Below are 25,361 nucleotides of genomic sequence, written 5' to 3' on the forward strand. Positions count from 1 at the left end.
AGCAGTTTTCTATGTCAGATGCCCCCAACCTCCAAGCTGCCCTAGATATTTTCAATTTACGGGATGAGGTAATTGCAGATTACCGCCGCTACATTGAAAGCTTTCTCAAAATCCGCGATCCACAAGTAGCAGCATTCGTCGATCGCGAACTGGAACGGGGCGAACTGTGGCGCGATCCGCTAGTGCAACTCAATCCCTCCTATAGATCGGGTGCTACTGTCACTCAACTAGTGCAAAGCGGCGTACTTCATCGCGATTGCCAGCAATACTTTACTAAGAACGGCAATCCTTTCCGCTTCCACTACCACCAAGAACAAGCATTTCTCGCCGCCCAACGCCAGGAACCCTACGTTCTCACTACAGGCACGGGTTCGGGGAAAAGCATGACGTATGTAGTGCCAATTTTTGACGACCTACTCCGCCATCCCGAAATCAAAGGTGTAAGGGCAATTCTGGTTTACCCGATGAATGCTTTGATTAACTCCCAAAAAGAAGAGTTCGACAAATTCTTGAGTCAAGTTCCCAATAGCCATATCCGCGTCGAGAAATATACCGGACAAGAAAGCCTCAAGCAAAAAACAGAAATTCAGAACAATCCGCCCCAAATTCTGCTGACCAACTACGTGATGCTGGAACTCATGCTTTCCCGCACTCACGAAAATAAATTAGTTGCTTCCCCCGACTTAAAATTTTTGGTGTTGGATGAATTACACACCTATCGCGGTCGCCAAGGGGCTGACGTGGCGCTCCTGATCCGCAAACTCCGCCAGCGTTGCGGTAAAGATCTGCTTTGCATCGGTACTAGCGCCACCATGTCCACCGAAGGCACGAGAGACAACCGCCGTCAAACCGTGGCTGGAGTAGCCAGTAAGCTATTTGGTGTAGCAGTCAAGCCAGAAAACGTCATCGACGAAACCTTAGAGCGTTCTATCCAACTTCCCGATCCCAGTCCTGAAGAACTCCAGCGTAGTATCACCACAGGCTTGCCTCCTTTATCAGAGCGATCGCTAGCTGCTTTTAAATCCCATCCCTTGAGTGCCTGGATTGAAATGAATTTTGGTCTAGCCGAAGAAAGCCAAGAATCTACAGAAAAAACAATTACGAATTACGAATTACGAATTACGAATTCCCACCTAGTCCGCCGGACTCCAATTTCCCTAGCAGCAGGATCTCAGCAACTTGCCGACCAAACCCAAATTTCAGTTGAAACCTGCCGCGAAACCCTCAAACAAATGTTTCTCTGGGGCAGCAAAACGAAAGGATTGGCGTTTCGCCTGCATCAATTTATCTCCCAAGGGGGTAGCGTCTACGCCACGATTGAATCGCGAGACAACCGCTTTCTGACGCTAGAAGGGCAGTACGCCACTACCAACGATCGCCTACTCTATCCTCTTGTCTTCTGTCGTGAATGCGGTCAAGACTACTACGTGGTGCGCTACGACAAGGATAACTATACCGTCAGTCCCCAACTCGCGATCGCACTCGATAGTAGTGACGATGACGTGGATGAAGGCTACCTCACTCTTGACGAACCTGAACTTTGGAATACTGGCGACGAAGACCGTCTTCCCGATAGCTGGTTTAACGACACGAAAAGGCAGGGGCGCGTTGCTAAAAAAGAATATGTCGCTCACATTCCCCAAAAGCTGCAAGTCCTACCCAACGGCAAAGTTACCAACTCTTTACTGGAAGGCACGGCTTGCTGGTTTGTCCCCAAACCGTTTTTATTCTGTCCTAACTGCGGTGTCGTGCATGACAAGAAGAAAAACGAGTTTACCAAACTGTCTCGACTCAGTAGCGAAGGTCGCAGCACTGCCACAACTCTTTTATGTCTTTCCACTGTTAACCGCTTAAAATCTAGTTCTGCTGTCAAACCCGAAGCCGCCAAAATTCTCAGCTTCACCGATAATCGTCAGGATGCCTCCTTACAAGCCGGACATTTCAACGATTTTGTCCAAACAAGTTTCTTACGGGCGGCGCTGAATAAAGCACTTCAAACCAATCGCAGTCTCACCCACAGCCAACTGGCAAGTGAAGTTGTCAAGCACATGGGTTTATCCCAATCTAGTTACGCAATTCAGCCTGCCGAATTTGGTCCTGGTAAGAAGCGCAACGAAAAAACTTTTCAAGATTTAATTGAATACCGCCTTTACGAAGACTTGCGCCGAGGCTGGCGGATCGTCCAACCTAATTTAGAACAATGCGGTCTGCTGGCGATCGAGTATGACGGACTGGAGAAAATCTGCCAAGACACTCAATGGCAGCAGTCTCCCCATCACCTATTGTTACAAGCTACGCCAGCCCAAAGATTATTTGTCGCTAAAGCTTTGCTCGATCAACTGCGTAAGGAACTAGCGATCGATGCGGCATTGTTACAGAGCGATCGCCTGGAGCAACTCAAACGCGAAGTGACGCAGGCAATCAAAGAGCCTTGGGCATTCGATCTCAACGAACGCCTGCACGAAGCGACTTGGACTTCTAGCGCCAGTAGTAACTCGGACAAAGTGAAAGTTAAACTCACCTCTCGCAGTAAAATCGGTCGCTTCCTCCGTTCCCCTGCTACCTGGTCGGGGCTGCAACAACCATTACCGGAATCGGAGTACAACCAACTGATCGGGGCGTTAATCGAGATCCTAGGTGCGTCAGGATATCTCAAAATCGAAGGGCAGTTCGTGCAACTACGCATCGACTGCATGATTTGGCAAGCTCAAACTGCTGAGACAATTCCCGCCGATCCGCTCACATCCAAGCGGCTTCAAGGTAGCGAAGACGTACAAATTGAAGTCAATCGATTTTTCCAAAACTTTTATCAAGACAACGCCCAACAACTCCACAGTTTGGAAGGGCGAGAACACACTGGTCAAGTCAGCAACGAAGACCGCCAAGAACGGGAAGATAAGTTTCGTCAGGGGCAGCTATCATCCTTATTCTGCTCTCCCACGATGGAACTGGGCATCGATATTTCCGATCTCAACGCCGTCCACTTACGCAACGTACCACCAACTCCTGCCAACTACGCTCAACGCAGCGGTCGGGCGGGACGTAGCGGACAAGAAGCACTTGTGATTACCTATGCTGCTGCTGGCAGCGGACACGACCAATATTTCTTTCAGCGCCAGGAGCAGATGGTAGCAGGGGCGGTAGCGCCGCCAAAGCTGGAGTTAGGCAACGAAGATTTGATGAAATCTCACGTTTACTCGCTGTGGCTTGCTCATACAGGTCTTTATCTAGGAGAATCGATGAATCAAATTCTCGATCTGGATCTAGAAGCATATCCCCTGAAAGACACGGTGCGATCGCAACTGACTCTCACTTCTGCCAGCGTCGGAACTTGTATTCGAGCCGCACGAACCATTCTTGCCGATACCTTCTGTCAAGCCGATCTTAACCGGACATCCTGGTATTCAACCGACTGGCTGCGCTACACGCTGGAAAATGCTTTACTTGGGTTTGACCGAGCCTGCGATCGCTGGCGCAAACTTTACGGCGATGCTGTATTCCAATTGCAAGCAGCTCGACAAACTGTAGATCGTTCTGCCAAAGGTGGCGTGACTCAAGAGGAACGCAAGCTAGCCCAAACGCAAGAGCGAGAAGCCCAAAGGCAAATCGATCTGCTGGTGGGGCAAATCAGCCCGAACCAAAGCCAAACTCAGTTAGAGTTTTACCCTTACCGCTACTTTGCTGCCGAAGGCTTCTTACCAGGATATAACTTTCCCCGTCTCCCAGTCCGCGCTTATATCCCTGCTGGCGATGCGGGTAGATTTGTCTCTCGTCCTCGCGTGGTGGCAATTCGCGAGTTTGCCCCTAGCAACGTTGTTTACTACGAAGGGTCGAAATTTCAAATTGCCAAAATGCGCGTTCCCGTGGGTGGGATTGAGGGTAGATACGTCCGCGTCAGCGTTTGTCCTAGCTGCGGCTACTTCCACGAGGGAGATGATTCCCTGCGCGACACCTGTGAAAACTGCGGTGCAAAGATTGTAGCCGATCGCGATGGCAACCCTGGCAAACTCAATCGCGTGCTAGAAGTAGAGACGATGATAACCCGCAGGCGGGAACGGATTACTTGCGACGAGGAAGAACGGCTCAAGTACGGTTACAACGTCACGACACATTTTCGCTATGCGCTACAAAAGCAAGAGATAGCAACAGTCATAGCAGCGGATGGAACGCAGCTATTGCGGTTAATCTATGGTGAAACGGCAAAAATTCGACGGATCAATCGGGGCTTGAGACGCGATCGCACCGAACGCGGATTCAAGCTCGATGCAGCAACAGGAGTGTGGGGCGATCGCTCGACGAATGACACGCCCCAGGAGAATCTCCAAGCAGAAGTCAACCTGATGGTAGACGATACTTCTAACATTCTCGTAGTCGAACTGATCGACATTCCTACTGCCAATTCCGAAGCATTTCTCGCTACGCTACAGTTTGCTCTAGAACGAGCCATTCAAGCAGTATACAAACTGGAAGCGGACGAACTAGCTTCCGAACGCTTGGGTCAAGGGCAACACTTACTATTTTGGGAAGCCGCCCAAGGAGGAGCGGGCGTTCTTTCCCAAATCCTTGAAGACCCCGATGCTTTCAAGCGACTCGCCAATGCTGCGTTAGATATTTGTCACTTCCTACAAGAGAAGCAAAGCTGTACGAAAGCTTGCTATCAATGCCTGTTATCCTACCGCAACCAATTCGATCATCCACTGTTGGATCGCCACCTGATTCGCCCTTGGTTGGATCGACTTGCTAGCAGTACCATCACCCGTCAAGCCGCCAGTGGTTCCCGCGAAGCTCAATACCAGCAATTGTTACAGCAAACCGATCCCAACTCTAATTTTGAGCGTGTTGTTTTGGCAGAGATCGAGCGACGAGGGTTAAAACTACCGGATGCTGCTCAAGAGTTAATTCCTGAAGCTAATTCCAAGCCAGATTTTATCTACAGGAATGCTAAAGTTGCTATTTTCTGCGATGGTTCGGCTCACGATCGCCCAGAACAACAAGAACAAGACAGGATCGAGCGGGACAATCTCAGATATGCGGCTGGGTATTATGTCTTAGTCCTGCGACATGATGAGGATTGGCAACGGCAGCTAGAGGTTTTGGCTTCTATAGTGTGATGTCGATCGTGTTAGAGAAAACATTTTTAATTCTCGCTATTCCAGTCATCCCAGAAAATTGAGTTCGTTGAATCAACAAAATTACACAGTTCTATATACAAAGATATGAGTAATACACAAGATTGGCAGAATAAAAGCTTGCAAGAAGTTATTGAGGAATTTATTGAAGAATGCATTAGATACCAATATACTCAAGAAAAGTTGATTCAACTAATATCAATATCTGAACCATTAAAACTAAAAGGAATCAACTTAGCAGAAAAGTTAGCAGAGCGACTTGATGAGATAGAAGCTAATACCATTAGTACAACTAGAGCAGAAATATATAGCCTATCTAATCAATTTAAAGCTCGAATAGACGAACAGTTTAACCAGTTGCTAAAGCAGTTAAAACAAACAGAGAAAGATTTAAATGAAAAACTCGATACTCGTCTAGAAAGGATTGAAGACAAGCTAGATAAGATTTACGATTTAATTAAAAAAGATGAAGAAGCGTTAAATTGGTTCTGTGCTAATACCATTTGTATCACAAGTTATATAGTAAGTTCATGGGTCAGCGAACTTCAAAAATTTGCTATCGAGCCTGACCAGAAAATTTTAGTTGGCTTTGTTCTGCGGGATAAGGAAAATAAGTTAAGCAAAGAAAGAATTGAGGCATGGGATTTAACTAGTGGAGAAAAAATTTACACTATAGTACTTAACGGTGAATACAATTACAAGCTTACTATTAGTCCAGACGGAAAAACTTTTGTCAATAGTAGTTCTCAAGGCATTCAGCAGTGGGATTTAAGTAGTGGTCGAGAAATTTGTACGCTATCAGAATTTTCTTATGCTATGGCTTTTACTCCTGATAGCAAAATGTTAGTTTATCGCCAATCTATAGATAAAATGTATAAATTTATCTTGTATGATTTAGAGAAAAAGATGGAGCATAGGACTATCTTACCTATAGAAATATTAAATTCTGCTCTGATAGCCGCAGACTTTAACGGTATTGTTTTTAGCCCAGACGGGCAGATTTTAGCTCTGTTCGATACATTACAAGATTTTATAGAAATTCTAAATATAGAGATTCAAGAAGTAATTCGTGTCTTAGAACATTCCCGTGAAATCAGAAATGTAGTTTTCAGTCCTAGTGGAAGACTGTTAGCAATTCTTGATGGTGCTGGTAAAATATTTTTACGAGATATTATTAACGGCGACCAAATTTTTAGTTTAGCAAGCGAATCGGACTATTATTCTGCAATGGCTTTTTGTCCAGATCGAAGAATCTTCGCCGCTGGCTGCTCTAAGCAAATTGAGTTATGGGATTTAGATAGTAAGAAAAAATTACAAACTCTTACAGGGCATTCCGATACAATCTCTGCTTTATGTTTTGATAAAAATGGAAAAAGTTTAATTAGCTATGCAGTACGTAGCGGAGAAGTGAAAATTTGGCAGTCAGCTTAATTTTTACATTGATACGTGCGAGTAAAAATTAGTGGTTTATAAAGCTATCTTTTCGGTGCTATTAAATTGATATCTTGAACGATTATTCAAAAAAATAAGAAAAACTTAAAATAAGTAAAAAACAAAATATGTTTTGTTAATCCAGCATTTTTAAGCATCTTTTTCGCTTCCTTGTTTTCTCGGATTACATTGCTGTTTCAGAACGCATAGGATGTGAGTTATATTGAGTTTTATACTAAACAATTGCTAGAACCTTACCAAGTCGATCGCTTATTTTTATTAATTGGCGAGAATCCTTTGCCTAACTGGGTTGCTGCTGTGTCACTTTTACGAGATGGTGGCACTCCTTATTTGATCCACACGACACATACTCAAAAGCAAGCAGTTTATTTAGCTCATCTTCTCAATCGCGACGTTTCCAAAATTCAAACTGCTCAACCGATCTGTTTGGGCGATCGCCATGCAAATGCTCATCATATCTGTCAGCGTATTCAAGCTTTAGTAGAGCGGCTACCAGGACGATTTGGATTGAACTATACAGGTGGAACTAAGACGATGGCTGTTCACGCTTATCGCACTCTACAAGCAATTCAACCTGATGCTGTTTTCAGTTATTTAGATCCTCACAAGCTGGCAATCTGTATAGATAGCGATCGCGATGATTGTTTGTACATTCCCGTATCAGTTCGGTTATCGCTAGCGCAGATTTTGCAACTGCATGGACTAACTTGGAAAACGGAGCAACCACCAATTGCTACACCAACTTTACCCCAAGCAGCAACAGCATTAGCTAAACTACATGGGAATCTTCAATTAGCAAAGACTTGGCGTAACTGGTGTCACCAAGAATTGCGTAGTAAAGCCCGTCAAGGGAATATTTGGCAAAGAGAAGCAGAACTAGCCCAGCTTCCACCACTGAGTCTGCAAAATTTACCAGAGGCATTCCAACAAGTTCTTTGCCAATATTTTGATGCATCACAAACGATATCTCTATCGATCGCTTGCCAAGGGAGATTTAAACAGTTAAGGCAAGTCTGTGAATGGCTAGATGGTACTTGGTTAGAGCATTACGTTTTACAGCAAATTCAGGCGATCGCGCCGCTGCATGGTATTCATGAAAGTAAGATGTCATTGCACATTAAAGATCCTGCTAGACCCTATAGCCAGTGGGATAAATTTGAGTTTGATGTTGCTTTTATGCGAGATTATCAACTTTTTGCTTTATCTTGTACTACTACTGATAAGCATAGTTTGTGCAAGCAAAAGCTGTTTGAGGCGGCTTTGCGGGCGCGACAATTGGGTGGTGCAGAGGCACGAGTCGCTTTAGTATGCTGTCACGATCGCCCAGAATTATTAAAAACTGAACTAGAGATCGTCACTCGCGATCAGAAGTTAGCTGTGTTTGGCAGACAAGATTTAGAGCATTTGAGCCAAAAAATTGCTGACTGGATTGGGCAAAATAATTAAGATTAGAAATTTAAATTTTGTAAGAATTGAACTGGTTGAAATTGTTGTTTTTCTGGAACCAACATTGCTATACTATTTTGAATAAAGCTGACGACTACACCGCTAAATTTTTGATAATCGGTTTTAGTAATTGGCTGGAATCCATGAGCCAAAATTGAATAATTCCGAATTTGTAGAACGTCTTGAATTTTTGCTGCTTGTTCTTGGTAAGCTTTACCTAATGGTTCATCGGGTAATTTACTGAGTAATAGATAACTCTGGGTTAGTGCTAGCTGTATCTTACCGCGATCGCAATTTAGTAATAGATCGGCGTGCAGAGATTCTGGTAGATTTTGCAGATCGACATCACCAGTTTTAACTTTATAAGCTTGCCATAAACGAATTTGAGCTAGCAATTCTATGGCTCGATATAATCGTCCTACTGCATCATCATAGCGTTCTTGCGTGGCGCGGCGTTCTGCATTTAATAATAAGTCTTGTACGACTTCATAACCATGTCCTTTAATGCCATCTGGTGCTTTAAATTTCTCATCAATAGCTGCACGGCTGTGCATCACTCGTTTGAGAAACAAAGCACTAGGTTGAATTTCTGGTTTTTTCATGTAAGATTGCAACAAATCCCAAGCATCTACATGAGCAAACCGATCCCAAGCATCGAAACCAGCACAGCAATCTCGGAGAATGCGAATGCGTTGTTTGGTTTCATTAGGTAACTCTAGTTGCAGGATGTTTTTAAGTTCGGCGATCGCTCCAGCATAATTGTATTGTTGTAGTAATAGGGGTAGAAATTGCTCGATTTTCCGTTCTACGGAAATTGCGATCGTACTAGCGCGTTCTGTTGTTTCCCCTCGTTCTACTCTAAACAAGTTTTCGCGAGTCGTGCTGGTGGTAATATGCAAGTTGAGATCGTAATCTATCCCTGCCATTGCTAAAGCCGCAGACATAGTTTTTGTGCCACCCGTGTAATCTACCAAAATTTGATAGTTAGGAAAATCTTGTTGCAGCGTGCGAATTGTGCTGGAAATTTGGCGATAGCACTCAGAAAGATCGTCTGGTTGGATTAAGATTAAATCTGTATCGGGATGAAAGTTACTTAAACCAAGATAGGTAGGGATATTAGGCAGTTTTTTAACTTCTTCCCCTCGGCGAATTTCGCAAGGCGTACCATTACCAATAATTTGTGTTTTGCTGCCTTTAGAACCATCAGAACAAATAAAGATAACGCGATCGGGTTGTAGGGCTTCAATTGCTGTCAAAATCGGTTGAGGAGAACCACCAACGGTAACAAGAAGAATTTTAGGCATAGGGAAGAAAGGATAGGCGATCGCACCACTACAGACAAAATATGTAGCTACTCAAAACATATTTAATCCAAATATTTATAACGTATTTCCAAAGAAGCGGCTTAAAGATACCGCTAGGAATAATATAACCGTTCCCTTATTCAGGATTCCAAAACTCAAGAAACTTGAAAATTCCAAAATCTCGATAATTTAGCGTCCAGACAGGACAATTATAATGCTGTGCTAGCAGAATTACCGTTGCATCTTCTAGGCTACCCTGCCACTGTGGTAAAGCTTGAACCATGAGATAAACCTCATCAAAATTTTGTTGACTGAGCGGAATAAATCTCAAAGTATCTTGCATTACAGCAAGGGTAGCTTGAGCTACAGCAGGATTAGTTCTTTGAAGTAGCCATTTGTACACTTCAAATACAACTGGAATGGGAGTTAGCAAGCTCGCGTTAGTTGTCAAAAGTTGCTCAAAGCCTGCTCGACAAATTTCATGTTCGGTGTCCTTTGCATAGAAAAATGCAATTAATGGACCTGCATCTAAAACTAATTGTCTCAAGGTTTTTTTTGGTTAACTTGCATATCGTAATCTTCAGCGTTGTTAGCTGCATGACAAGGAGCGTCTTGGACTAAACCTGATAATGCTAAAAATTTTGATACATTTTGCTGAGCTAGCTTTCTTTGTACTGCTTCCTGCATGATACTGGAAAGCGTTTCTTCTGGATGCTCTTTTAGATAGTTTGCTAAAGCATCTGCATATTCATCGGGTATGTAAATCGTTCGTTTCATTAGATTTTAGTGATTGTCATACATATATCATACTAGCTCAACTATAATACGTTCCAACAAGGCGACATCTCCCTGTCGCTGGGAACTTTAGTCGATGGCGATCGCTACGGTCGCAAGGTTGCATTTCCAACGAGGCGATTTCACCCTGTCGCTGGTAGGTGGGAGCCAGTGGGAGCAAGCTACTACAATGGCGAGTTCCCAACAAAACGACATCACCCTATCGCTGGGAGGCTACTTTAATTAAATGCGATCGACAGTACAATTGCATTGAGTTTTCAACAAAGCGACTTCTCCCTATTAATTTGCTAGTTGCATGAGTTGTGGAAGTTCTTTACCCTCTTCTTGAAACTCTTCAATCAGCATTTCTAGTACTTCTTTAGCATTGGAAAGAGCTTCTTCATAAGTTTCACCATGAGTTGCAGGTTGATTGGTAAAATCTTTGAATTCTGGTAGGTAAACTACGTAGCAGTTATCTTCTTCACTCCAGTGAATAGTAATGGTAAATTTCATTCTTCATCCTCCTGCTTTGTTGATTTTATGGCAGTTCTAAATGATTTGTAGAGCAGGCTGCTAGCCTGCTCTACGTTCATAAAGCAAAACCCTTGTCGCTGGGAGATCCGAGAGTATATCGAGTCTATTTGTGCGGCGGAGCAGTTTCCAACAAAGCGACATCACCCTGTCGCTGGGAGTCACGTATGTAAAGACGCGCTCCATCGCCCAGTTTTCGCAGAAAGTGTTTCCAACAAAGCGACATCACCCTGTCGCTGGGAGGCAGACCTAACGGTCAAAGCCGGTGACGACTTGTTTCAGTTTCCAACAAAGCGACATCACCCTGTCGCTGGGAGCAGACGAAATCATTTTAACCTTATCGGAAGATGGTAGGTTTCCAACAAAGCGACTTCACCCTGTCGCTGGGAGTTCCTTATTATCTTGCCAAGATTGCGGACAATTAGAGCTAAGTTTCCAACAAAGCGACTTCACCCTGTCGCTGGGAGTATTTTGGATACAATTGAGAAAATTTCAATGTATCTCTAGTTTCCAACAAAGCGACTTCACCCTGTCGCTGGGAGTTACTCACTACGACAAGGAGAAAACTAAGTGGTGGGTGTTTCCAACAAAGCGACTTCACCCTGTCGCTGGGAGCTGGTGTGAGCGATCGCACTTGGCAGAGTTTAGTTACTCTGTTTCCAACAAAGCGACTTCACCCTGTCGCTGGGAGACCCTTTTTTCTATACTTTGGTGGACGAGGCTTATCGGTTTCCAACAAAGCGACTTCACCCTGTCGCTGGGAGTCATCGAACACCGCATATTTCGCGGTACATCTCACGGGTTTCCAACAAGGCGACTTCACCCTGTCGCTGGGAGTTAAAGGACGGGGTTTCAAACCCATTTTTTCGATGAGTTTCCAACAAAGCGACTTCACCCTGTCGCTGGGAGTCGATAGTTTTGGACTGCGCTGGATAGAAATCGAGTTTCCAACAAAGCGACTTCACCTTTACCCTGTCGCTGGGAGATTGTTTATCCAACTTATGAAGATTTATCCAATCGGTTTCCAACAAAGCGACATCACCCTGTCGCTGGGGAGCAATGCTGAGATAGCAGAAAAGTATTACCCTGGTAAGTTTTCAACAAAGCGACATCACCCTGTCGCTAGGGAGATGACTGCCACACAAAGCGCAGGGAGCAGAAAGAAGCACGTTTTCAACAAAGCGACTTTTCCCTGTCGCTGGGGATACCTCGCTGGCTACTGCAAGGGCATCTAGCAGATGTGATTTCCAACAAGGCGACATCTCCTTGTCGCTGGGGAGCTGGACTTTCGCTCCGATCCCGAACTAGAGAGCAAGCATTTCAGGTTTTCAACGAAGCGACTTCACCCTGTCGCTGGGAGGAAATAGTCGATACGTTCAACAGATTTTGTGAAGAGTTTCCAACAAAGCGACATCACCCTGTCGCTGGGAGATCTGGGAAGTTTCAAGGTCATCATTTATGGCGCTTACAAATTTCCAACGAGGCGACTTCACCCTGTCGCTGGGAGAAAAACTGAAGACTGTAGCCGCTATTGCAAGTATCTGTTTCCAACAAAGCGACTTCACCCTATCGCTGGGAGGCTTTCTTAATAAGGTGGGAGCTGTCACCATTAAGGCGAAGTTTCCAACAAAGCGACATCACTCTGTCGCTGGGAGCCGATAAATTTGCTCAACCAAAAGCATGTAGATCGGTACAAGTTTCCAACAAAGCGACATCACCCTGTTGCTGGGAGTTTCGAGAAGTGACGGACACTCTGGAGGTTACAAATACGTGTTTCCAACAAAGCGACATCAACCTATCGCTGGGAGAATTGAGAACAGATCGCGATAGGTGCTGTGAAGTTGTTTCCAACAAAGCGACTTCACCCTGTCGCTGGGAGCAAACAGTTCGTCAACGGATTAAAAGGCGAACGGGTCGCTAGTTTCCAACAAAGCGACTTCACCCTGTCGCTGGGAGATGAAGTATTATTTTAAGGGAGGATTATGAGACCAGAGTTTCCAACAAAGCGACTTCACCCTGTCGCTGGGAGGGTTTGAGCAAATACGGTGTCGGCTACAACTTTAGGTTTCCAACAAAGCGACTTCACCCTGTCGCTGGGAGTTGAAACAGCCAAGAACTTAACAAATAAGTAAACTTTTGGGTTTCCAACAAAGCGACTTCACCCTGTCGCTGGGAGCAGACAAAACTTGTACGATACGGACTACGTAGCGTGGTTTCCAACAAAGCGACTTCACCCTGTCGCTGGGAGTTAACTTGCTACGCAACAACTTTGGACTGAGCCTAGCTGTTTCCAACAAAGCGACTTCACCCTGTCGCTGGGAGTTAATATCGATGGCTGCACATCATCGAGGAGAGGTTGTTTCCAACAAAGCGACTTCACCCTGTCGCTGGGAGTCTTCTTTTCAGAATCCAGACCCAGCATAGCATCCACAACCCGATCGCGAAGGTTACGCTTGCCAGCTTCAGAAAGTGACAAATTTTGACCAACCAAATTACTGAAATCCTTACTAGACAAACCATCGAGGCTCAGAACAGTAGAATCGGCTCCACAGCAATTCCGGTTAATCTTCGCAACACAACCATACATAAATTTTTATCAACAAAAACTGTTGCAATACTTAGTAAAAAATAACAGATTTAAATAAAAAATTTACCCCAACAGAGAAATTTTCGCCGACTTCAAGGGAACTATTAGGAAAGTCAAGTTTTAAAAGTAGGTGAATTCAACTCAATCGATCTTCCTAAACATCCTTTAAATCAAACAAAAAGGAAATTTTGCTCTCCCAATCATCCGCATCTGAAAAGATGACAGACACCATCTACACAGCAATTACTTTCGCACCCGTTCAGGCTTTTATTGAAAAATCGCGCAAACTACGCGACCTTTATGGTAGTTCTTTTATCCTATCTTACTTAGCCCGTGCGGTTTGTAATGCTGCCCAAAAACAAGGATATCAAGTGATTTCTCCTGCCTTAATTGATGTAACTCAAGGCACTCCCAACCAAATTATTATTAGAGGAGATTTTACCCAATCTCAAGCAAAAACTGTCTTTCATTCCACTTGGAAAACTATTATTAATACCTGTCGCCAGTGGATTGAAGACCGGATTTCAGCAGAATATCAATGGTGGCAAGCATGGGAAATGTGGACGAGATATGCTTGGGAATTCTTCTGGGCGCAAGGAACAACAATTACACAAGCACGACAAGCACTGAATAATACAAAACGATCGCGAGATTGGGTAGGCATCAACTGGCAAGGCGAAAGTTCCACTTTATCAGGTGCAGATGCGATCGCCTGGTACGGGATGGGCAAACCAATGAAAGCCAGCGATCGCAACCTCTCGACTGAAGACAAAGCGATCCGCAAGTTTTACACCCAACTGCGCGAAATTCCAGAACTGGGAGAAGCTTTTGTCGATGAAAGCGAACAACTCAGCATTCCCGAACTCGTCAAACGCTTGCTGACTTACAGCGTTGTCACGGCAAAACTGAAAGATGCAAACACTGACGTGCCTCAAATTGAAATTCCCGATCGCTTTCGCGATGTCAGCCGAGGCGATAACCGATGGACTGGCTGGTTTCAAGGAGATGGCGATCGCATTGGTAACTATCTCAAAAATCTTGCCTCAACTCAAACTGAAGATGTAGCCCTCAGCCAATTCAGCGCAGCAATGATGGATTGGGGTAAAAACCTGAAGCACCACATCAGTAACGGTCGCATCATTTACGCTGGCGGCGATGACTTTCTGGGCGTATTCTACAGCACTCCCCAGCACGAACTAACCGCTACCGATTGTCTGGAATGGTTTTACCAATTCCCCGCAGTCTGGGAACGGCACAAATGCAAGATTTCTGTAAGTGTAGGCTTTGTCTGGGCTGCACCTGGAGTTCCCCAAAGGGATGTGTTGCAAAACTGCCGCGAAGCAGAACAATCGGCTAAGAAAGCAGGGCGCGATCGCTTGGCTTTACGAGTCCTATTCAACGGTGGTAATTCGATTGAATGGATTTGTCCTTGGTGGTTTTTAAACGTGCTAAGCGCGTATCGCGATCGCAACACTCAGCAAAACTGGACGCATATATATACAGATATTGCCACATTAGAATCGCGCCACGCCTTTGAGAGCAGCCAATCTGATGTTGCTTTAGCCCTATTTGAAGTCTATTTCGGCAAAGAGAATCGAGAAACTTTGAGTCAGCATCTTTGGGATACGGAAGATAAAACGGGGATTTTGGGCGATCGCCAACAAGACGATCGGAATTTCCATCAATCCCTGAATGACTGGATTATCAACCTTGCTAAAGTAGGCTTTCACCTATGTGACAACATCTGGCTACGATCGCATGACGAATGACGAATGACGAATGACCAATTGGTTTCACCTATGTGGCAATACCTGATTGTTATTACACCCTTGGGATTACTCTACGGCAGCGCCGGACGGTTTCTGTCGCCAGAAAATTTAGTCGGGCGATCGGGAACTAGCTTTCCCCCCAGTGCGGCAACTCTATCGGGATTATTTGCTTCTACCTACAGTAGTGCCGAACTACAGTCTCTCATTCTAGCGGGACCATTCTGGGCAAACAGCAACGAGCCGCAAAACTTTTACGTCCCAACTCCTTTTACATATTTGGTAGACAATAGCAAGATTCAACAGCAATTAGACTGGCACGCCGAGGCAAGGCAATGGCTGACATCTAACGGCACTCAACCCACAGGAAAGTTTACCAAAGAAACTTGGATGGCGATCGCCCATTGGCAGCAACCCCAGCAAGTCAGCCCGAATCCCTGGAAATATCTACCCCATCTCCACCCCCAACTCAAATTAGACGAACGCAAAGTTAATACAGATAGCAATGGCAGTTTATTTCTGGAAAATGCCGTCCAAATGCCTCCAGATACCTGCTTGATTTACCTGTCTAACATTCCCCTGCGCGACGGCTGGTATCGCTTTGGTGGTGAAGGACACATGGTAGATGTCCGCAGCGTGCCACTTTCTCCTACCACACAACAACTCCTCAGCCAACCTGTAGGCGATCGCTTTGCCTTAATTACCCCTGCTGTCTGGGGTTCAACCCGCCTTTCCTATCGCGAACCGATGGTTTACGAACGGAATGAATTACAACCAGCTTGGAATCTAGCCGCTTTACTCACAGAACGCCCCCAACCTTGGCGCTATCGCTTAGGAGGCACGGGCAACACCAAACGGCTTTCTAGAGGGCGTTACGCCGTTCCTGCTGGTAGCGTCTACATTTTAGACACCCCCATAACTCAATCCTGGCAAGATTGGTCGGAAGCCTGGTTTCCCACAGAGGCTTACTCCTTCAAGCGTTGGGGCTGCGGTCTAGCCCTTCCCTTACCGCCAGCGATCGCATTGCAAAACTTGTCAGGAGCAGCATAAATGTATCTTCGAGCTTACGGCATTATTGAAACTTCAGCACCCCTCCATGTCGGAGCCAGTGCTGGGGAAGAAACAGGCAACCTTAACCTCATCTTCCGCGACCAGTTTACCCAAACGGGGATTATTCCTGGTAGTTCGATTCGCGGGCGCTTTCGTGCCGATATGCGTCAAAGTGAGGGCGAATCCTTTGTGAGTAAATGGTATGGGCATCATGTCAGCGAAGGAGCTGATACAACTACCGAAGCATTGGTGAAGTTTGAATATGCTTCTCTGGTATGGCTGCCTGTATTTTGCCCTGGTCAACCGATCGTTTGGATTACCTGTCCTTGGTTACTCAAACGCTACAAGCAGATTGCTCAAATCTCAGAACCGCTACCAAAACCCTACACCGCTCCGAAAACTTTACCAGGAAGACAAGTAGGAGGCGATCGCAAGGTGCTGTTTTTCAACCTGGGATTTATGGAAATCGAGCATGAAGCCGATCTTTCAGCCTGGATTCCGATTGAATCTGCACTCAAACCAGATAGTTTAGTCGTTGTAGCTGACAACGATATTGCCATGCTGCATGACATGGCACTCTATCGCCAAAGTCGCGTCAAACTGGATGACAAAGTAAAAAAGGTAACTACAGGAGCATTTTTCAATGTCGAAGCCCTGCCAGAAGGCAGTATTTTAGTCTTTCCCATTGCCTTGAAAGAGAAAGGCTGGAAACCTTTTGGTGATTCTCCATCCCAAGAACTTTATTTCGGTGGTTTGGAATCCATTGGCTTTGGACGTTGCCTCACGACTTTAGCAGGAGAGTATCAATAATGGCTTGGCAATTATACGGTTTAGACCGCGAAGCCCAACAGCTTGTCTTGCAAGCAAAATCGCGTCAGCCAGAATCCCTCAACCAATCGTATAAAATGCGTCTGGCGGTTGCATATGGATTAGAGCGGTTTTGGGGAGAACACCTGCGGCTGCAAAGATCGGATGGTGATAAAGCTCGATACTGGAAAAATACCTGGGATAGCCTGGTTAAAATCATGGCTCAAGCGGGGTTGAAGTTGCCTAACGATTCAGTTAGAGCAGATGATACGAGAGCGATTCAAGCAATGTCAGAGAAACTGTGGCAGTTAGACTTAGCAGACCAACGCTATGCTTTGGCAGTTCTGACTCAGTTATGCGATTGTCTTGTCTGGTGGACGCAGAGATATAAAGGAAAATCTACAGATGCCGATTCATGATGCTGCTAAAAAAGTCCCGCTACTATTTCGAGCGCAGATTGATGGACGTTGCCAACCCCACCGCATCATTAAAGGACAAAAATCTGATGCGATACAGTGGGCAGATGAATGGGTAGACAAAGCTGATTCTGACGTTCGTGAATTTGGTGCTGAAGTAAAAACCCGTGCTTTCACTCTGAGTTGGCGCTTTGTCACCAACGGTGGTCAAGATGATGGCACGATCCGCCCTGTTATCGGTGCGAAAGGTTTACCCTTCTATCCTGGTAGCAGCATGAAAGGTGTGTTTCGCCGTGCTTGTACTCCCCAACAAGCCGAACGCTACTGTGGTAAATCTCTCTCAGGAGGAGACTACGAACCAGGAATTTTGCGATTTCACGGCGGTTATCCTGCTGATGACAATTGGAAGCAAAATCTCGTCGATATCGTGCATCCTCAGCAAGATTGGCAAGTCAAAAACGACGACAAAGACAAGGGTGCATTTGCCCAAATTTCTCTCTACAAACCCAAACTTCGTTTTGGCATCTCTAGTTCCATTCCTTTAGCTGACGAAGAATGGAAAACGATTTGGGAGATTTGGAAACAAGCACTGTCTACTGGAATTGGTTGTCGCGTCTGCGCGGGATACGGACAGCCTGATAAATTTCTAGGTGGTGATATTCTCTACCGCACTCAACTTAGGGGTCAAGGACAAGCCGCTAAACTTCTGGATGGAACCGGAGAGTTTCGCCCTAATATTTTTCGAGCCAGTTTGCGCGGTCATGCTTTACGCTTATTTGGCGGTATGACCGATGAAAACTCTGCTAACCGCCTTGTGGATGAGTTATTCGGTGGTGTCCAAGGACAAGGTACTGTCGGACTTCTGAGCATGAATTTTCGAGACTCCAGCTTAATCTTGAGTTCCTTCAGTCGAGGTGCATTCGCACAGCCAACTTATGAAGTAGAAGGCGAGTTATCTTGGCTGCTGACACAAAAACTACCAAGTACTCAACAGCAGGAGGCTCTAGCAAAATTAGTCAAAGCCTTGACTCGGTTTGCCATGCTGCTAGGTGGCTTCGGTAAATCTTGGCGACGTGCCGATCATCGATTGTTTTTCCCAGAATACTATGAAGGAGCAAATGAGGGCAGAAAACCCTTAATTGGCTGTCATTGGCAGTGGTCGGGGGAGCGATCGCTGCGTTTCGATGTCCCAGTCCGCAAGTTAGATTCAGTTGGTTCCTTTATTGAAGAGGTGCGTCAAATTGCACGGGAATGGATACAATTACGGGGCATAATTCCCAATTCAGCCCAATGCACTCCTTGGCGCGAAGCTTGGCATCCTGACAACGTACAAGTCTGGGGACGATTGGCAAATGATGCAGAAGACTGCGAAGCAATTCGTTGGCTGCACTCTCCCTATCGAGAAGCAATTCCTACAGCCAAAATTGCTGAAGGTTCTATCTACTGCTCGCATATTACAGGACAAGTGGGACAAGTTGGTAGACTTTGGCACAGGATGTTTCCCGTCGTGCGCTTGGTAAAAATTCCCCACGAACCGGATAGTAAGCCTATTCCCAAACAAACCCACCAATATTTTGAACTGTTAACTTTCTTTAGCGATCGCTCGCCAAAGTCAGCAGACTTTCTCAATTTTCTTCAATCGCAGCCGAATTCATTTCAGCAGCTTTGGTCGCATTGAGCCGCAAGGCAGTTTATGAGGAAAGTCAATCGTCTGACTAGCTGCAAAACTATAAAGTCTTGTGGAAATGTTGCCGCTCAAAAATTTTGTATTTATCTAAACTAGTGTAGGTATTACAATCAAAACTCAGGCACAGACAACTCTCGCTTTATGCCTGCATAGTGACGGTAGATGATTTCAGGTGAGTTGCCCACTAATCGCGCTACATCCTTTGCATCTAGACCATTTTCTACAGCTAGAGTGATAAATGTATGGCGGATGTTGTACTGAGGCAGATACTTTTCAACCTTGCCTGCCTTTACCAAACCTTCTACTACAGGCTTCCAGACCCGATTCAAGAAGTTATGAGAGTCAATAACTTGTCCGCGTGAACCTGGGAAAACTAAATCATTAGGTAACGGGCTTTCAGGTTTAATGCTCCCAAGAAATTCTTGAAGCTTAGGGTTACAGGGGAAAACTCTTGTCTTTCCGGTTTTGGTTTGTCCGCGAATACCAGTATCGCTGGGTATGGCTTCCTTAAATTGAATCCTCAAACAATCTGCTGAAATATGTTTCCATTGGAGTGCGATCGCTTCTTCAGGACGACAACCAGTGATGAAAAGAAACTTTACATAGGGGGCGTAGTAAGAGTGGGGTATGGGAGCAAATTTTGAACAGAAGCTATTATTCTCAAATGCTGCAATGATTGCATCCCTCTCTTCCCAACTAAATGGTTCTCTACTCGTATCCCTTACTGTTTTCTTAATATCGCTAGCCATACCGTTGAAAGAATTCTCTGAGGCTAAACCTGATTTGACTGCCCAGTTGAAACAGGCATTCATTTGAATTAAGGTGCGACGTGCCACTTCACTGCTATATTTGCCAAGTAGCCAGTCTCTAACTCCTACAGCATCCTCAACGTTTTTAGGGAGAGATTGTAGCCGCTTGGCAATCTTGCCGTAATCCCTTACTAGCGTGCTAGCAGCAACTTGAGAAGACTTATACTGCGTATACTTTTCCCACAGCTCTGCAAAAGCAATTTTTGGGGTAGTAATTGGGGTAATTGGGGTAACGGTGCTGAGTAATGACTGAGGCTTGTATTTGGCTAGGGTATGGTCAAACCGCTCATAAGTAATATCAGACTCAATGAGCTTAGCCTTAGCCTCTGCTGCTTTTCGATTGAGCTTATTGTCCGATAGCCCAAGCGAGAGATAGTGCCGCTTGCCAGCGTGAGTGAACGCTAGCTGCAACCGACCATTGGATACTTTAATCTGTACTGAACCCTTAGTAGCTTTATGCTGCCTGCCTTCTAATTGCATTAGGTAAAGCTGGATAATTTTGGGGTAAGCGCCTATAGTCTAACCTAGCTTTACCCCAATCTTACCCCAATAACTGCTCGAAACTACTCTAAAAGTACCCCAACTTTTCTGCCTAAGAACGGTGTAGAAGGGCTTGCAAGGCTTGAAATTTCGATGGCTCAAGGCAGATTTGAACTGCCGACCTTGGGCTTATGAGTCCCCTGCTCTAACCAACTGAGCTACTGAGCCAGATTTTTGACGCTTAACTATACTAACATATCGATCGCGCCACTGCACTTTCTGACAAAATTCTGAAGCTAGGATCGAATTCGATCCAATCTCGATTTAAATTGAGAGGACACCGAAATTTCTCTATCTGTTAAATTGGCATGAGCATAAACACAGATGTAGCTTTTTAGCAAGTCTGAACTATACTGTTGCTGCTCGTATTCATCCTTATGATTAAGGATTGGATTAAAAAAGATGAACATCTACGGCTTCCTCCAATCTATCGGTATCGCCAGCCCATATGGTTATGGTTGGCTATCAGTCATGTTTACCTTTGTGTTGGCGTGGATAGTCACTTGGCAATTAATGCCAGAAGTGCGATCGTTCGCTTTAAAAGTAGGTTGGGCAGACCAGCCTAACGAACGAAGGCTCAACCGCGAACCTTTGCCTAATGCTGGTGGTTTGGTAATCTATACTGGAGTGTTAGCTGCTTTAGTATTGGCAACGCTTTTGCGCCCCATAGTTATTGAAGGAGTGCTAGCTGAGGTACTAACAATCTTGTTAGGCGGCTCGATTTTAGTTTTAGTAGGATTCATCGACGACCAATTCGGCTTGCCACCTTGGGTACGCTTATCCGTACAAATTCTGACAGCTTTTTTACTCATTGCTAGCGATATCCGCATCGAAGCCAGAATATTTCCGCCACTCGATCCGTTACTTTCGACTTTGATTACCGTGCTGTGGGTAGTTGGAATTACGAATGCAATTAACTTGATGGATGGAATTGACGGTTTAGTAGGAGGAGTCAGTTTTATCACTTCTATAAGCCTACTAGCAGTCTCGGCACAATTTGCCACCAGAGCCGCAGCAACTTTACTCTTAGCAGCATTGGGAGGCTCAGCACTAGGATTTCTGCGTCATAACTTTCATCCTTCCCGCATCATTATGGGAGACGCTGGAGCTTATTTTTTTGGCTACGTGCTAGCGGCTACCGCAATTTTAGGTAGCTTAAAAGTTAATACTGTATTTGCCTTAGTACCAACAATCCTATTTCTGCTGCTACCAGTCATTGACACAACTCAGGTGTTTGTCTTGCGGTTGATGGCGGGGAAAAATCCTCTGAGTACTCCTGGTAAAGACCATCTACATCACCGCTTGTTGGCTACTGGCTTATCGCAACGAGCTACGGCGATCGCATTGTGGTCTTTCACCGCGATCGCGAATTGTTTAGCAATGAAATTACAAGGTATGACCCCTCTAACTATCCTAATGACTATGCTCAGCATTGTCGCACTTCTAAGCTTCACCATCTGGCAAAGAATTAGGAAGATATGAAGAAGGTAGGGGAAGAAGTCGTAAGTCAGAATTCACTTACTAATCCCTACTCCCTACTCCCTGCTCCCTTCATCGGGGTAAAAACGCCATCGGATTAACTGCTTTTTTACCTAGTGGATGAATTTCAAAGTGTAGGTGAGGACCGGTACTAAAACCAGTATTACCCATCTCGGAAATCTGCTGCCCTTGGTATACTGTTTGACCTTTGTGAACGAGCAATCGCTTGTTGTGGGCATAGCGAGTGACTGTACCATCTGTGTGTTGAATATCAACCATATTGCCGTAGCCGCCAGAGTTCCAGCCTGACTTGATGACGACTCCAGCCGCAGCCGCAAAAATAGGTGTCCCCACCGGAGCAGCAATGTCAATTCCCCGATGCATTCTTCCCCAACGATAGCCATAACCGGAAGAAAGTTTCCCTCTAGCAGGCCACATAAAACCCTTTTTGGAAATTGTTGGTTTGGGTAAATAGGTATCTGCTGAATCTAAAGGTGGTAATGCTGGCGATACGTTTCGTTGCTGAATTGATTGGAGCGAATCTGTTGCATCTCTACCAATTGGTGCTGTTGCCAAGCTATCGTCACTTTCATCTTCAGTGGGTTGCACTGAACGCTGCGGTTGTTTTGGTGCTTCTACTTGTAAAGTCTTGCTGGCTTGTTTGGAATTGAAGTTTTGGTCTGTTTTCAATTCGACAGACGCAATCTGACGTAGCTTCCGCAACAAACGATCGCCACTCCTCTTGGCAGCAGGTTGTTCTCCTGGTATTGCTTGACTCAGCAATGGCTGGGTGCGATATCTCTGCTGTAATTTCTCGATATCGCTACGCAAATTTTGGACGTAGCGATCGCTCAACTGTGCTTGTTCCGCTTTTGCTGATTGCTGCCTCTGAATTTCTGCTATCCCTTGAGGATTGGCTTCCACAACCGAATCATCTTCAGAAATATTACCACCCATACCAGCATTAGTATTGTTTTCCAAAGCTGCTGTTATTGGCTGCTGGCTCTCACTTCCCTTGGATGGCGAAATTGGCACGATCAGCTGTTGAGCGATCTGAATGCGGTTGGGATCGGCTAATTTGTTGGCGGTAATGAGAGTTGTCAGTGGTAGTCCGTGTTGTTGCGCGATCGCACTCAGCGTATCTCCGGCTTTTACCTTGTAGCTTAGTGCCTGTAAGGGAACTAGTACCATTGGGCGATCGATCGCTATTTTTGGCAGACTTGCCGCTGTGTGCGGTTGTGCCAAAGATATGCTTCGAGCTTCAGGCATTGCCTCTAGTACGTAAGGCATTGCCTCCCCACTCGCACTACCATGTGTTGACTGTGGAATTTGTAACTGAGGATGGAATGCTAGTAGAGATACCGCAGGTTGTAGTCCAGGATCGCTTGCTAGCAATGCCCCCATTTGTTCCTGGCTCGATGTACCTGCCGATGCTTGCCACTCCTCAAACCCCAACTCCGCCGAACTATCTTCTTCCAAGCGATTCAATTTCTGTCTCAGGCGATCGATCGACCATCTTTGTCTGGCGATCGCTGCTTCTCGCTCGTCTAGTTGAGATACTAACGCTGCTGTTGATACGGTAATTTTACTTGCCTTGAGCTGGCGAATCAGGCGATTGACTCGCAAAGCCTGTAAGACTTTGGCTGTTTTCTCTGTTGGTTGCTTGGCTACAGGCTCAAATAACTGTGTCGCGTTAGTATGACTTCGAGTGAATGCTAAAGGCACGGTTGCCGCGATTCCTGTTGGCACACCAATGCTGCTAATGGTTAAGCTCGCTCTAGTTGCTATCGGCATTTGACTGAGCGAAGGCTGATTTACGGCTATGGCTGGAGCGCTATTACTGATTTGGGTCAATAGCAGATTGGACGCTCCGGCTGAGAAAATAATGCCGATCGTGGCGGCTGAAGTCCGCACTTGCCGCTTGGCTTTAGAGGCTCGATCTGCCCGATCTTTTGCCCACGTTTGTTTCAACAATGACCTCCTGTCTGGAATAGCGCTTAACTACCTCTGTTCATTTGCTATGGCGATCGCAATTGCGATACTACTACATGATGGTTTTGAGTATTCTCAAATCCAGTTTTTTCATGCTGAGATAAATATGCTGAGGCAAGCTTACTAGGCATTTTTTGATTTAAACAAGCTTACAGCCTATTGGCAAAAAAAATTAACGTTGTCTCCAGTCTGCTCAATATACTACAGTTGGGCGATTTCTACTCAAGGGGTAAGAATTGCCCAGAATACAGGCATTTTTTGTTTTGGCATATTTCTTTTTTCTTTTATCGTTATTTAATATTTTTTAATGAAGTCGTTACCTCAATGTATTGAGTCATATTACTTATGTTCTCTATTACACATAGTCAATTTAAGTCAATTCCTGTAAGCCAACAAGTGTCGCATTTTACCAAAGCTGCGAGCTACACAGCCAAAGCTCAAATCTGAGTACAATTACTCGAATCCTTAACTTATCTCTCTATGAGAGCTGTCAATCCTCTATGACAAGGCAGATAAAAGATGAAGAAAATGTATCATCGAAAAAGACATTTTGGTCAAATAGTTGATAAAAATTTCTTATGTCTGCCTCAAGGCTGAAAACCCACTCGCGAGCAACTAGCAAAAACTCGCTGTAAAAAAAATTACTTCAATTTAAATCTAAGTCAAAAAAATCAGAGAATATACGTAAGTCAGTTATCAGTTATCAGTTGTCAGCGATCGGTGAAGAATGGGGTGTGGGGTGTCAAGATTTTAAATTTCTTTCTCCCTCAGCAACCTTGCGCTCCCTCAGCTGGGCGACTCTCTCTTATCCCTACTCCCTGCTCCCTGCTCCCTATCCCCTTAAATATCCTAACTGCCGACGGGCTTCAAACAAACCAATGGCGACGCTGACAGAAAGGTTTAGACTGCGAACGCCAGTTTGAGCCATAGGAATGTAAACTCTAGCGTGACAAGCAGAGAGGACGGCTGGAGGTAAACCAGTTGTTTCGCTACCGAATAGCAACCAATCGTCAGCCTGAAATTGGTATTCGATGTAGTTCGATTCACCTTTAACGCTAAAGCCAACCCAGCGTCCCCCGCGCTCTAGATAATAGGTTTTGAAGCTGTCTAGAGATTCGTGGTAATGCAAGTTGACATATTGCCAGTAGTCTAAGCCAGCTCGTTTCAAATAGCGATCGCTAATTTCAAAACCCAACGGTGCAACCAAATGCAATTCTGTCCCTGTCGCCGCACAGGTACGGGCAATATTACCAGTGTTGGGAGGAATTTGCGGATGAACCAAAACGAGTTGAGGCATTTACAGTAAGTCAAAAGTCAAAAGTCAAAAGTCAAGTATTCGTAGGGGCGGGTTTTTAGAAAATAATTGTTCTAGAACACATAGTTCTACGGTTAAACCCGCCCGCACAGAAGTGAAGTATTCGTAGGGGCGGTTTTTTTTGGGCAGACTATTCCAGAACACCTAATTCTACGGTTAAACTCGCTCGGACAACAGCGAAAAGCTGAAACGTTTTATCGAGGTGTTGTCCTCTCTATAGCACGATTTGGCTACAAACTCATAAATATATAGTTTTTTTAAATAAATGTAAATCGAT

At 45.1% G+C, this 25,361-nt stretch carries 18 protein-coding genes, 1 tRNA gene and 1 CRISPR repeat array; of the genes, 11 read left to right on the forward strand and 8 right to left on the reverse strand.

What is annotated here, in order from left to right; genetic code table 11:
- Nucleotides 1–11 precede the first annotated feature (11 nt).
- From QH73_RS06500 to QH73_RS06510, 3 genes are all read left to right on the forward strand, one after another.
- The gene (locus QH73_RS06500) at nt 12–5,111 is read left to right on the forward strand and encodes a DEAD/DEAH box helicase (protein ID WP_039715675.1); all 5,100 of its coding nucleotides are present in this window, start codon (nt 12–14) and stop codon (nt 5,109–5,111) included.
- A gap of 105 nt (nt 5,112–5,216) precedes the next feature.
- On the forward strand, nt 5,217–6,560 hold the full coding sequence (locus QH73_RS06505) for a WD40 repeat domain-containing protein (RefSeq protein WP_039715676.1): 1,344 nt from the start codon (nt 5,217–5,219) through the stop codon (nt 6,558–6,560).
- Nucleotides 6,561–6,803: 243 nt separating this feature from the next.
- Nucleotides 6,804–8,027, forward strand: coding sequence for a Card1-like endonuclease domain-containing protein (locus QH73_RS06510; RefSeq protein ID WP_039717480.1), 1,224 nt, complete (start codon nt 6,804–6,806; stop codon nt 8,025–8,027).
- A 2-nt stretch (nt 8,028–8,029) separates the two neighbouring features.
- On the opposite strand, the gene QH73_RS06515 is transcribed toward QH73_RS06510, so the two are convergent.
- The 3 genes from QH73_RS06515 to QH73_RS06525 all read right to left on the reverse strand — a co-directional run bounded on the left by QH73_RS06515 (nt 8,030) and on the right by QH73_RS06525 (nt 10,108).
- Nucleotides 8,030–9,331, reverse strand: a complete 1,302-nt coding sequence (locus tag QH73_RS06515) for a TIGR02710 family CRISPR-associated CARF protein (RefSeq protein WP_039715677.1) — start codon at nt 9,329–9,331, stop codon at nt 8,030–8,032.
- 136 nt (nt 9,332–9,467) lie between these two features.
- Nucleotides 9,468–9,878, reverse strand: coding sequence for a type II toxin-antitoxin system VapC family toxin (locus QH73_RS06520; protein ID WP_039715678.1), 411 nt, complete (start codon nt 9,876–9,878; stop codon nt 9,468–9,470).
- On the reverse strand, nt 9,875–10,108 hold the full coding sequence (locus QH73_RS06525; RefSeq protein ID WP_039715679.1) for a hypothetical protein: 234 nt from the start codon (nt 10,106–10,108) through the stop codon (nt 9,875–9,877). Before QH73_RS06525 ends, QH73_RS06520 begins: the two co-directional genes overlap by 4 nt.
- 94 nt (nt 10,109–10,202) lie before the next feature.
- Between QH73_RS06525 and QH73_RS06530 the strand changes: the two genes are divergently transcribed.
- Nucleotides 10,203–10,352: a hypothetical protein gene (locus tag QH73_RS06530; protein ID WP_165587626.1), complete on the forward strand. Its 150-nt coding sequence runs from the start codon at nt 10,203–10,205 to the stop codon at nt 10,350–10,352.
- A 53-nt stretch (nt 10,353–10,405) separates the two neighbouring features.
- Here the strand turns inward: QH73_RS06530 and QH73_RS06535 are convergent, their stop codons facing one another.
- Nucleotides 10,406–10,618 carry a type II toxin-antitoxin system HicB family antitoxin gene (locus QH73_RS06535; RefSeq protein WP_039715680.1) on the reverse strand — a complete coding sequence of 71 codons (213 nt, stop codon included), beginning with the start codon at nt 10,616–10,618 and terminating at the stop codon, nt 10,406–10,408.
- A gap of 143 nt (nt 10,619–10,761) precedes the next feature.
- Nucleotides 10,762–11,546: direct repeats of the CRISPR family, unit length 36 nt; unit sequence GTTTCCAACAAAGCGACTTCACCCTGTCGCTGGGAG.
- A 91-nt stretch (nt 11,547–11,637) separates the two neighbouring features.
- Here QH73_RS06535 and QH73_RS29390 point away from each other — a divergent pair.
- From QH73_RS29390 to QH73_RS06560, 6 genes are all read left to right on the forward strand, one after another.
- The gene (locus QH73_RS29390; RefSeq protein ID WP_445263844.1) at nt 11,638–11,871 is read left to right on the forward strand and encodes a hypothetical protein; all 234 of its coding nucleotides are present in this window, start codon (nt 11,638–11,640) and stop codon (nt 11,869–11,871) included.
- A 1,570-nt stretch (nt 11,872–13,441) separates the two neighbouring features.
- Nucleotides 13,442–14,992, forward strand: a complete 1,551-nt coding sequence (locus QH73_RS06540) for a Cas10/Cmr2 second palm domain-containing protein (RefSeq protein WP_039715684.1) — start codon at nt 13,442–13,444, stop codon at nt 14,990–14,992.
- A 3-nt stretch (nt 14,993–14,995) separates the two neighbouring features.
- Nucleotides 14,996–16,039, forward strand: coding sequence for a type III-B CRISPR module-associated Cmr3 family protein (locus QH73_RS06545; protein ID WP_236146893.1), 1,044 nt, complete (start codon nt 14,996–14,998; stop codon nt 16,037–16,039).
- Entirely contained in the window at nt 16,040–16,849 is an 810-nt protein-coding gene (locus QH73_RS06550) for an RAMP superfamily CRISPR-associated protein (RefSeq protein WP_039715686.1), read from the forward strand.
- Nucleotides 16,849–17,265, forward strand: coding sequence for a hypothetical protein (locus QH73_RS06555; RefSeq protein WP_039715687.1), 417 nt, complete (start codon nt 16,849–16,851; stop codon nt 17,263–17,265). The genes QH73_RS06550 and QH73_RS06555 overlap by 1 nt, the downstream gene beginning before the upstream one ends.
- The gene (locus QH73_RS06560; RefSeq protein ID WP_039715688.1) at nt 17,252–18,940 is read left to right on the forward strand and encodes an RAMP superfamily protein; all 1,689 of its coding nucleotides are present in this window, start codon (nt 17,252–17,254) and stop codon (nt 18,938–18,940) included. Before QH73_RS06555 ends, QH73_RS06560 begins: the two co-directional genes overlap by 14 nt.
- Nucleotides 18,941–19,059: 119 nt before the next feature.
- Here the strand turns inward: QH73_RS06560 and QH73_RS06565 are convergent, their stop codons facing one another.
- Both QH73_RS06565 and QH73_RS06570 read right to left on the reverse strand, forming a co-directional pair.
- Nucleotides 19,060–20,238: an Arm DNA-binding domain-containing protein gene (locus QH73_RS06565; protein WP_039715689.1), complete on the reverse strand. Its 1,179-nt coding sequence runs from the start codon at nt 20,236–20,238 to the stop codon at nt 19,060–19,062.
- A 154-nt stretch (nt 20,239–20,392) separates the two neighbouring features.
- Nucleotides 20,393–20,466, reverse strand: a tRNA-Met gene (locus tag QH73_RS06570).
- A gap of 234 nt (nt 20,467–20,700) precedes the next feature.
- On the opposite strand from QH73_RS06570, the gene QH73_RS06575 reads away from it, so the two are divergent.
- Nucleotides 20,701–21,780, forward strand: a complete 1,080-nt coding sequence (locus QH73_RS06575; protein WP_039715690.1) for an MraY family glycosyltransferase — start codon at nt 20,701–20,703, stop codon at nt 21,778–21,780.
- 69 nt (nt 21,781–21,849) lie between these two features.
- On the opposite strand, the gene QH73_RS06580 is transcribed toward QH73_RS06575, so the two are convergent.
- The gene (locus QH73_RS06580; protein ID WP_132866698.1) at nt 21,850–23,748 is read right to left on the reverse strand and encodes a peptidoglycan DD-metalloendopeptidase family protein; all 1,899 of its coding nucleotides are present in this window, start codon (nt 23,746–23,748) and stop codon (nt 21,850–21,852) included.
- 853 nt (nt 23,749–24,601) lie between these two features.
- The gene (locus QH73_RS06585; RefSeq protein ID WP_039715691.1) at nt 24,602–25,066 is read right to left on the reverse strand and encodes a tRNA (cytidine(34)-2'-O)-methyltransferase; all 465 of its coding nucleotides are present in this window, start codon (nt 25,064–25,066) and stop codon (nt 24,602–24,604) included.
- Nucleotides 25,067–25,361: the final 295 nt, after the last annotated feature.

This window comes from Scytonema millei VB511283, from assembly GCF_000817735.3.
Taxonomy (GTDB): Bacteria; Cyanobacteriota; Cyanobacteriia; order Cyanobacteriales; family Chroococcidiopsidaceae; genus Chroococcidiopsis; species Chroococcidiopsis millei_B.

Bases quoted from the DNA above. Each gene is read 5' to 3' on its own strand.
- QH73_RS06540 (WP_039715684.1), top strand. From the start codon at position 13,442: ATGACAGACACCATCTACACAGCAATTACTTTCGCACCCGTTCAGGCT.
- QH73_RS06535 (WP_039715680.1), bottom strand. From the start codon at position 10,618: ATGAAATTTACCATTACTATTCACTGGAGTGAAGAAGATAACTGCTAC.
- QH73_RS06555 (WP_039715687.1), top strand. From the start codon at position 16,849: ATGGCTTGGCAATTATACGGTTTAGACCGCGAAGCCCAACAGCTTGTC.
- QH73_RS29390 (WP_445263844.1), top strand. From the start codon at position 11,638: ATGAAGATTTATCCAATCGGTTTCCAACAAAGCGACATCACCCTGTCG.
- QH73_RS06515 (WP_039715677.1), bottom strand. From the start codon at position 9,331: ATGCCTAAAATTCTTCTTGTTACCGTTGGTGGTTCTCCTCAACCGATT.
- QH73_RS06500 (WP_039715675.1), top strand. From the start codon at position 12: ATGTCAGATGCCCCCAACCTCCAAGCTGCCCTAGATATTTTCAATTTA.
- QH73_RS06530 (WP_165587626.1), top strand. From the start codon at position 10,203: ATGGCGATCGCTACGGTCGCAAGGTTGCATTTCCAACGAGGCGATTTC.
- QH73_RS06545 (WP_236146893.1), top strand. From the start codon at position 14,996: ATGACGAATGACCAATTGGTTTCACCTATGTGGCAATACCTGATTGTT.
- QH73_RS06505 (WP_039715676.1), top strand. From the start codon at position 5,217: ATGAGTAATACACAAGATTGGCAGAATAAAAGCTTGCAAGAAGTTATT.
- QH73_RS06565 (WP_039715689.1), bottom strand. From the start codon at position 20,238: ATGCAATTAGAAGGCAGGCAGCATAAAGCTACTAAGGGTTCAGTACAG.
- QH73_RS06560 (WP_039715688.1), top strand. From the start codon at position 17,252: ATGCCGATTCATGATGCTGCTAAAAAAGTCCCGCTACTATTTCGAGCG.
- QH73_RS06575 (WP_039715690.1), top strand. From the start codon at position 20,701: ATGAACATCTACGGCTTCCTCCAATCTATCGGTATCGCCAGCCCATAT.
- QH73_RS06585 (WP_039715691.1), bottom strand. From the start codon at position 25,066: ATGCCTCAACTCGTTTTGGTTCATCCGCAAATTCCTCCCAACACTGGT.
- QH73_RS06550 (WP_039715686.1), top strand. From the start codon at position 16,040: ATGTATCTTCGAGCTTACGGCATTATTGAAACTTCAGCACCCCTCCAT.
- QH73_RS06525 (WP_039715679.1), bottom strand. From the start codon at position 10,108: ATGAAACGAACGATTTACATACCCGATGAATATGCAGATGCTTTAGCA.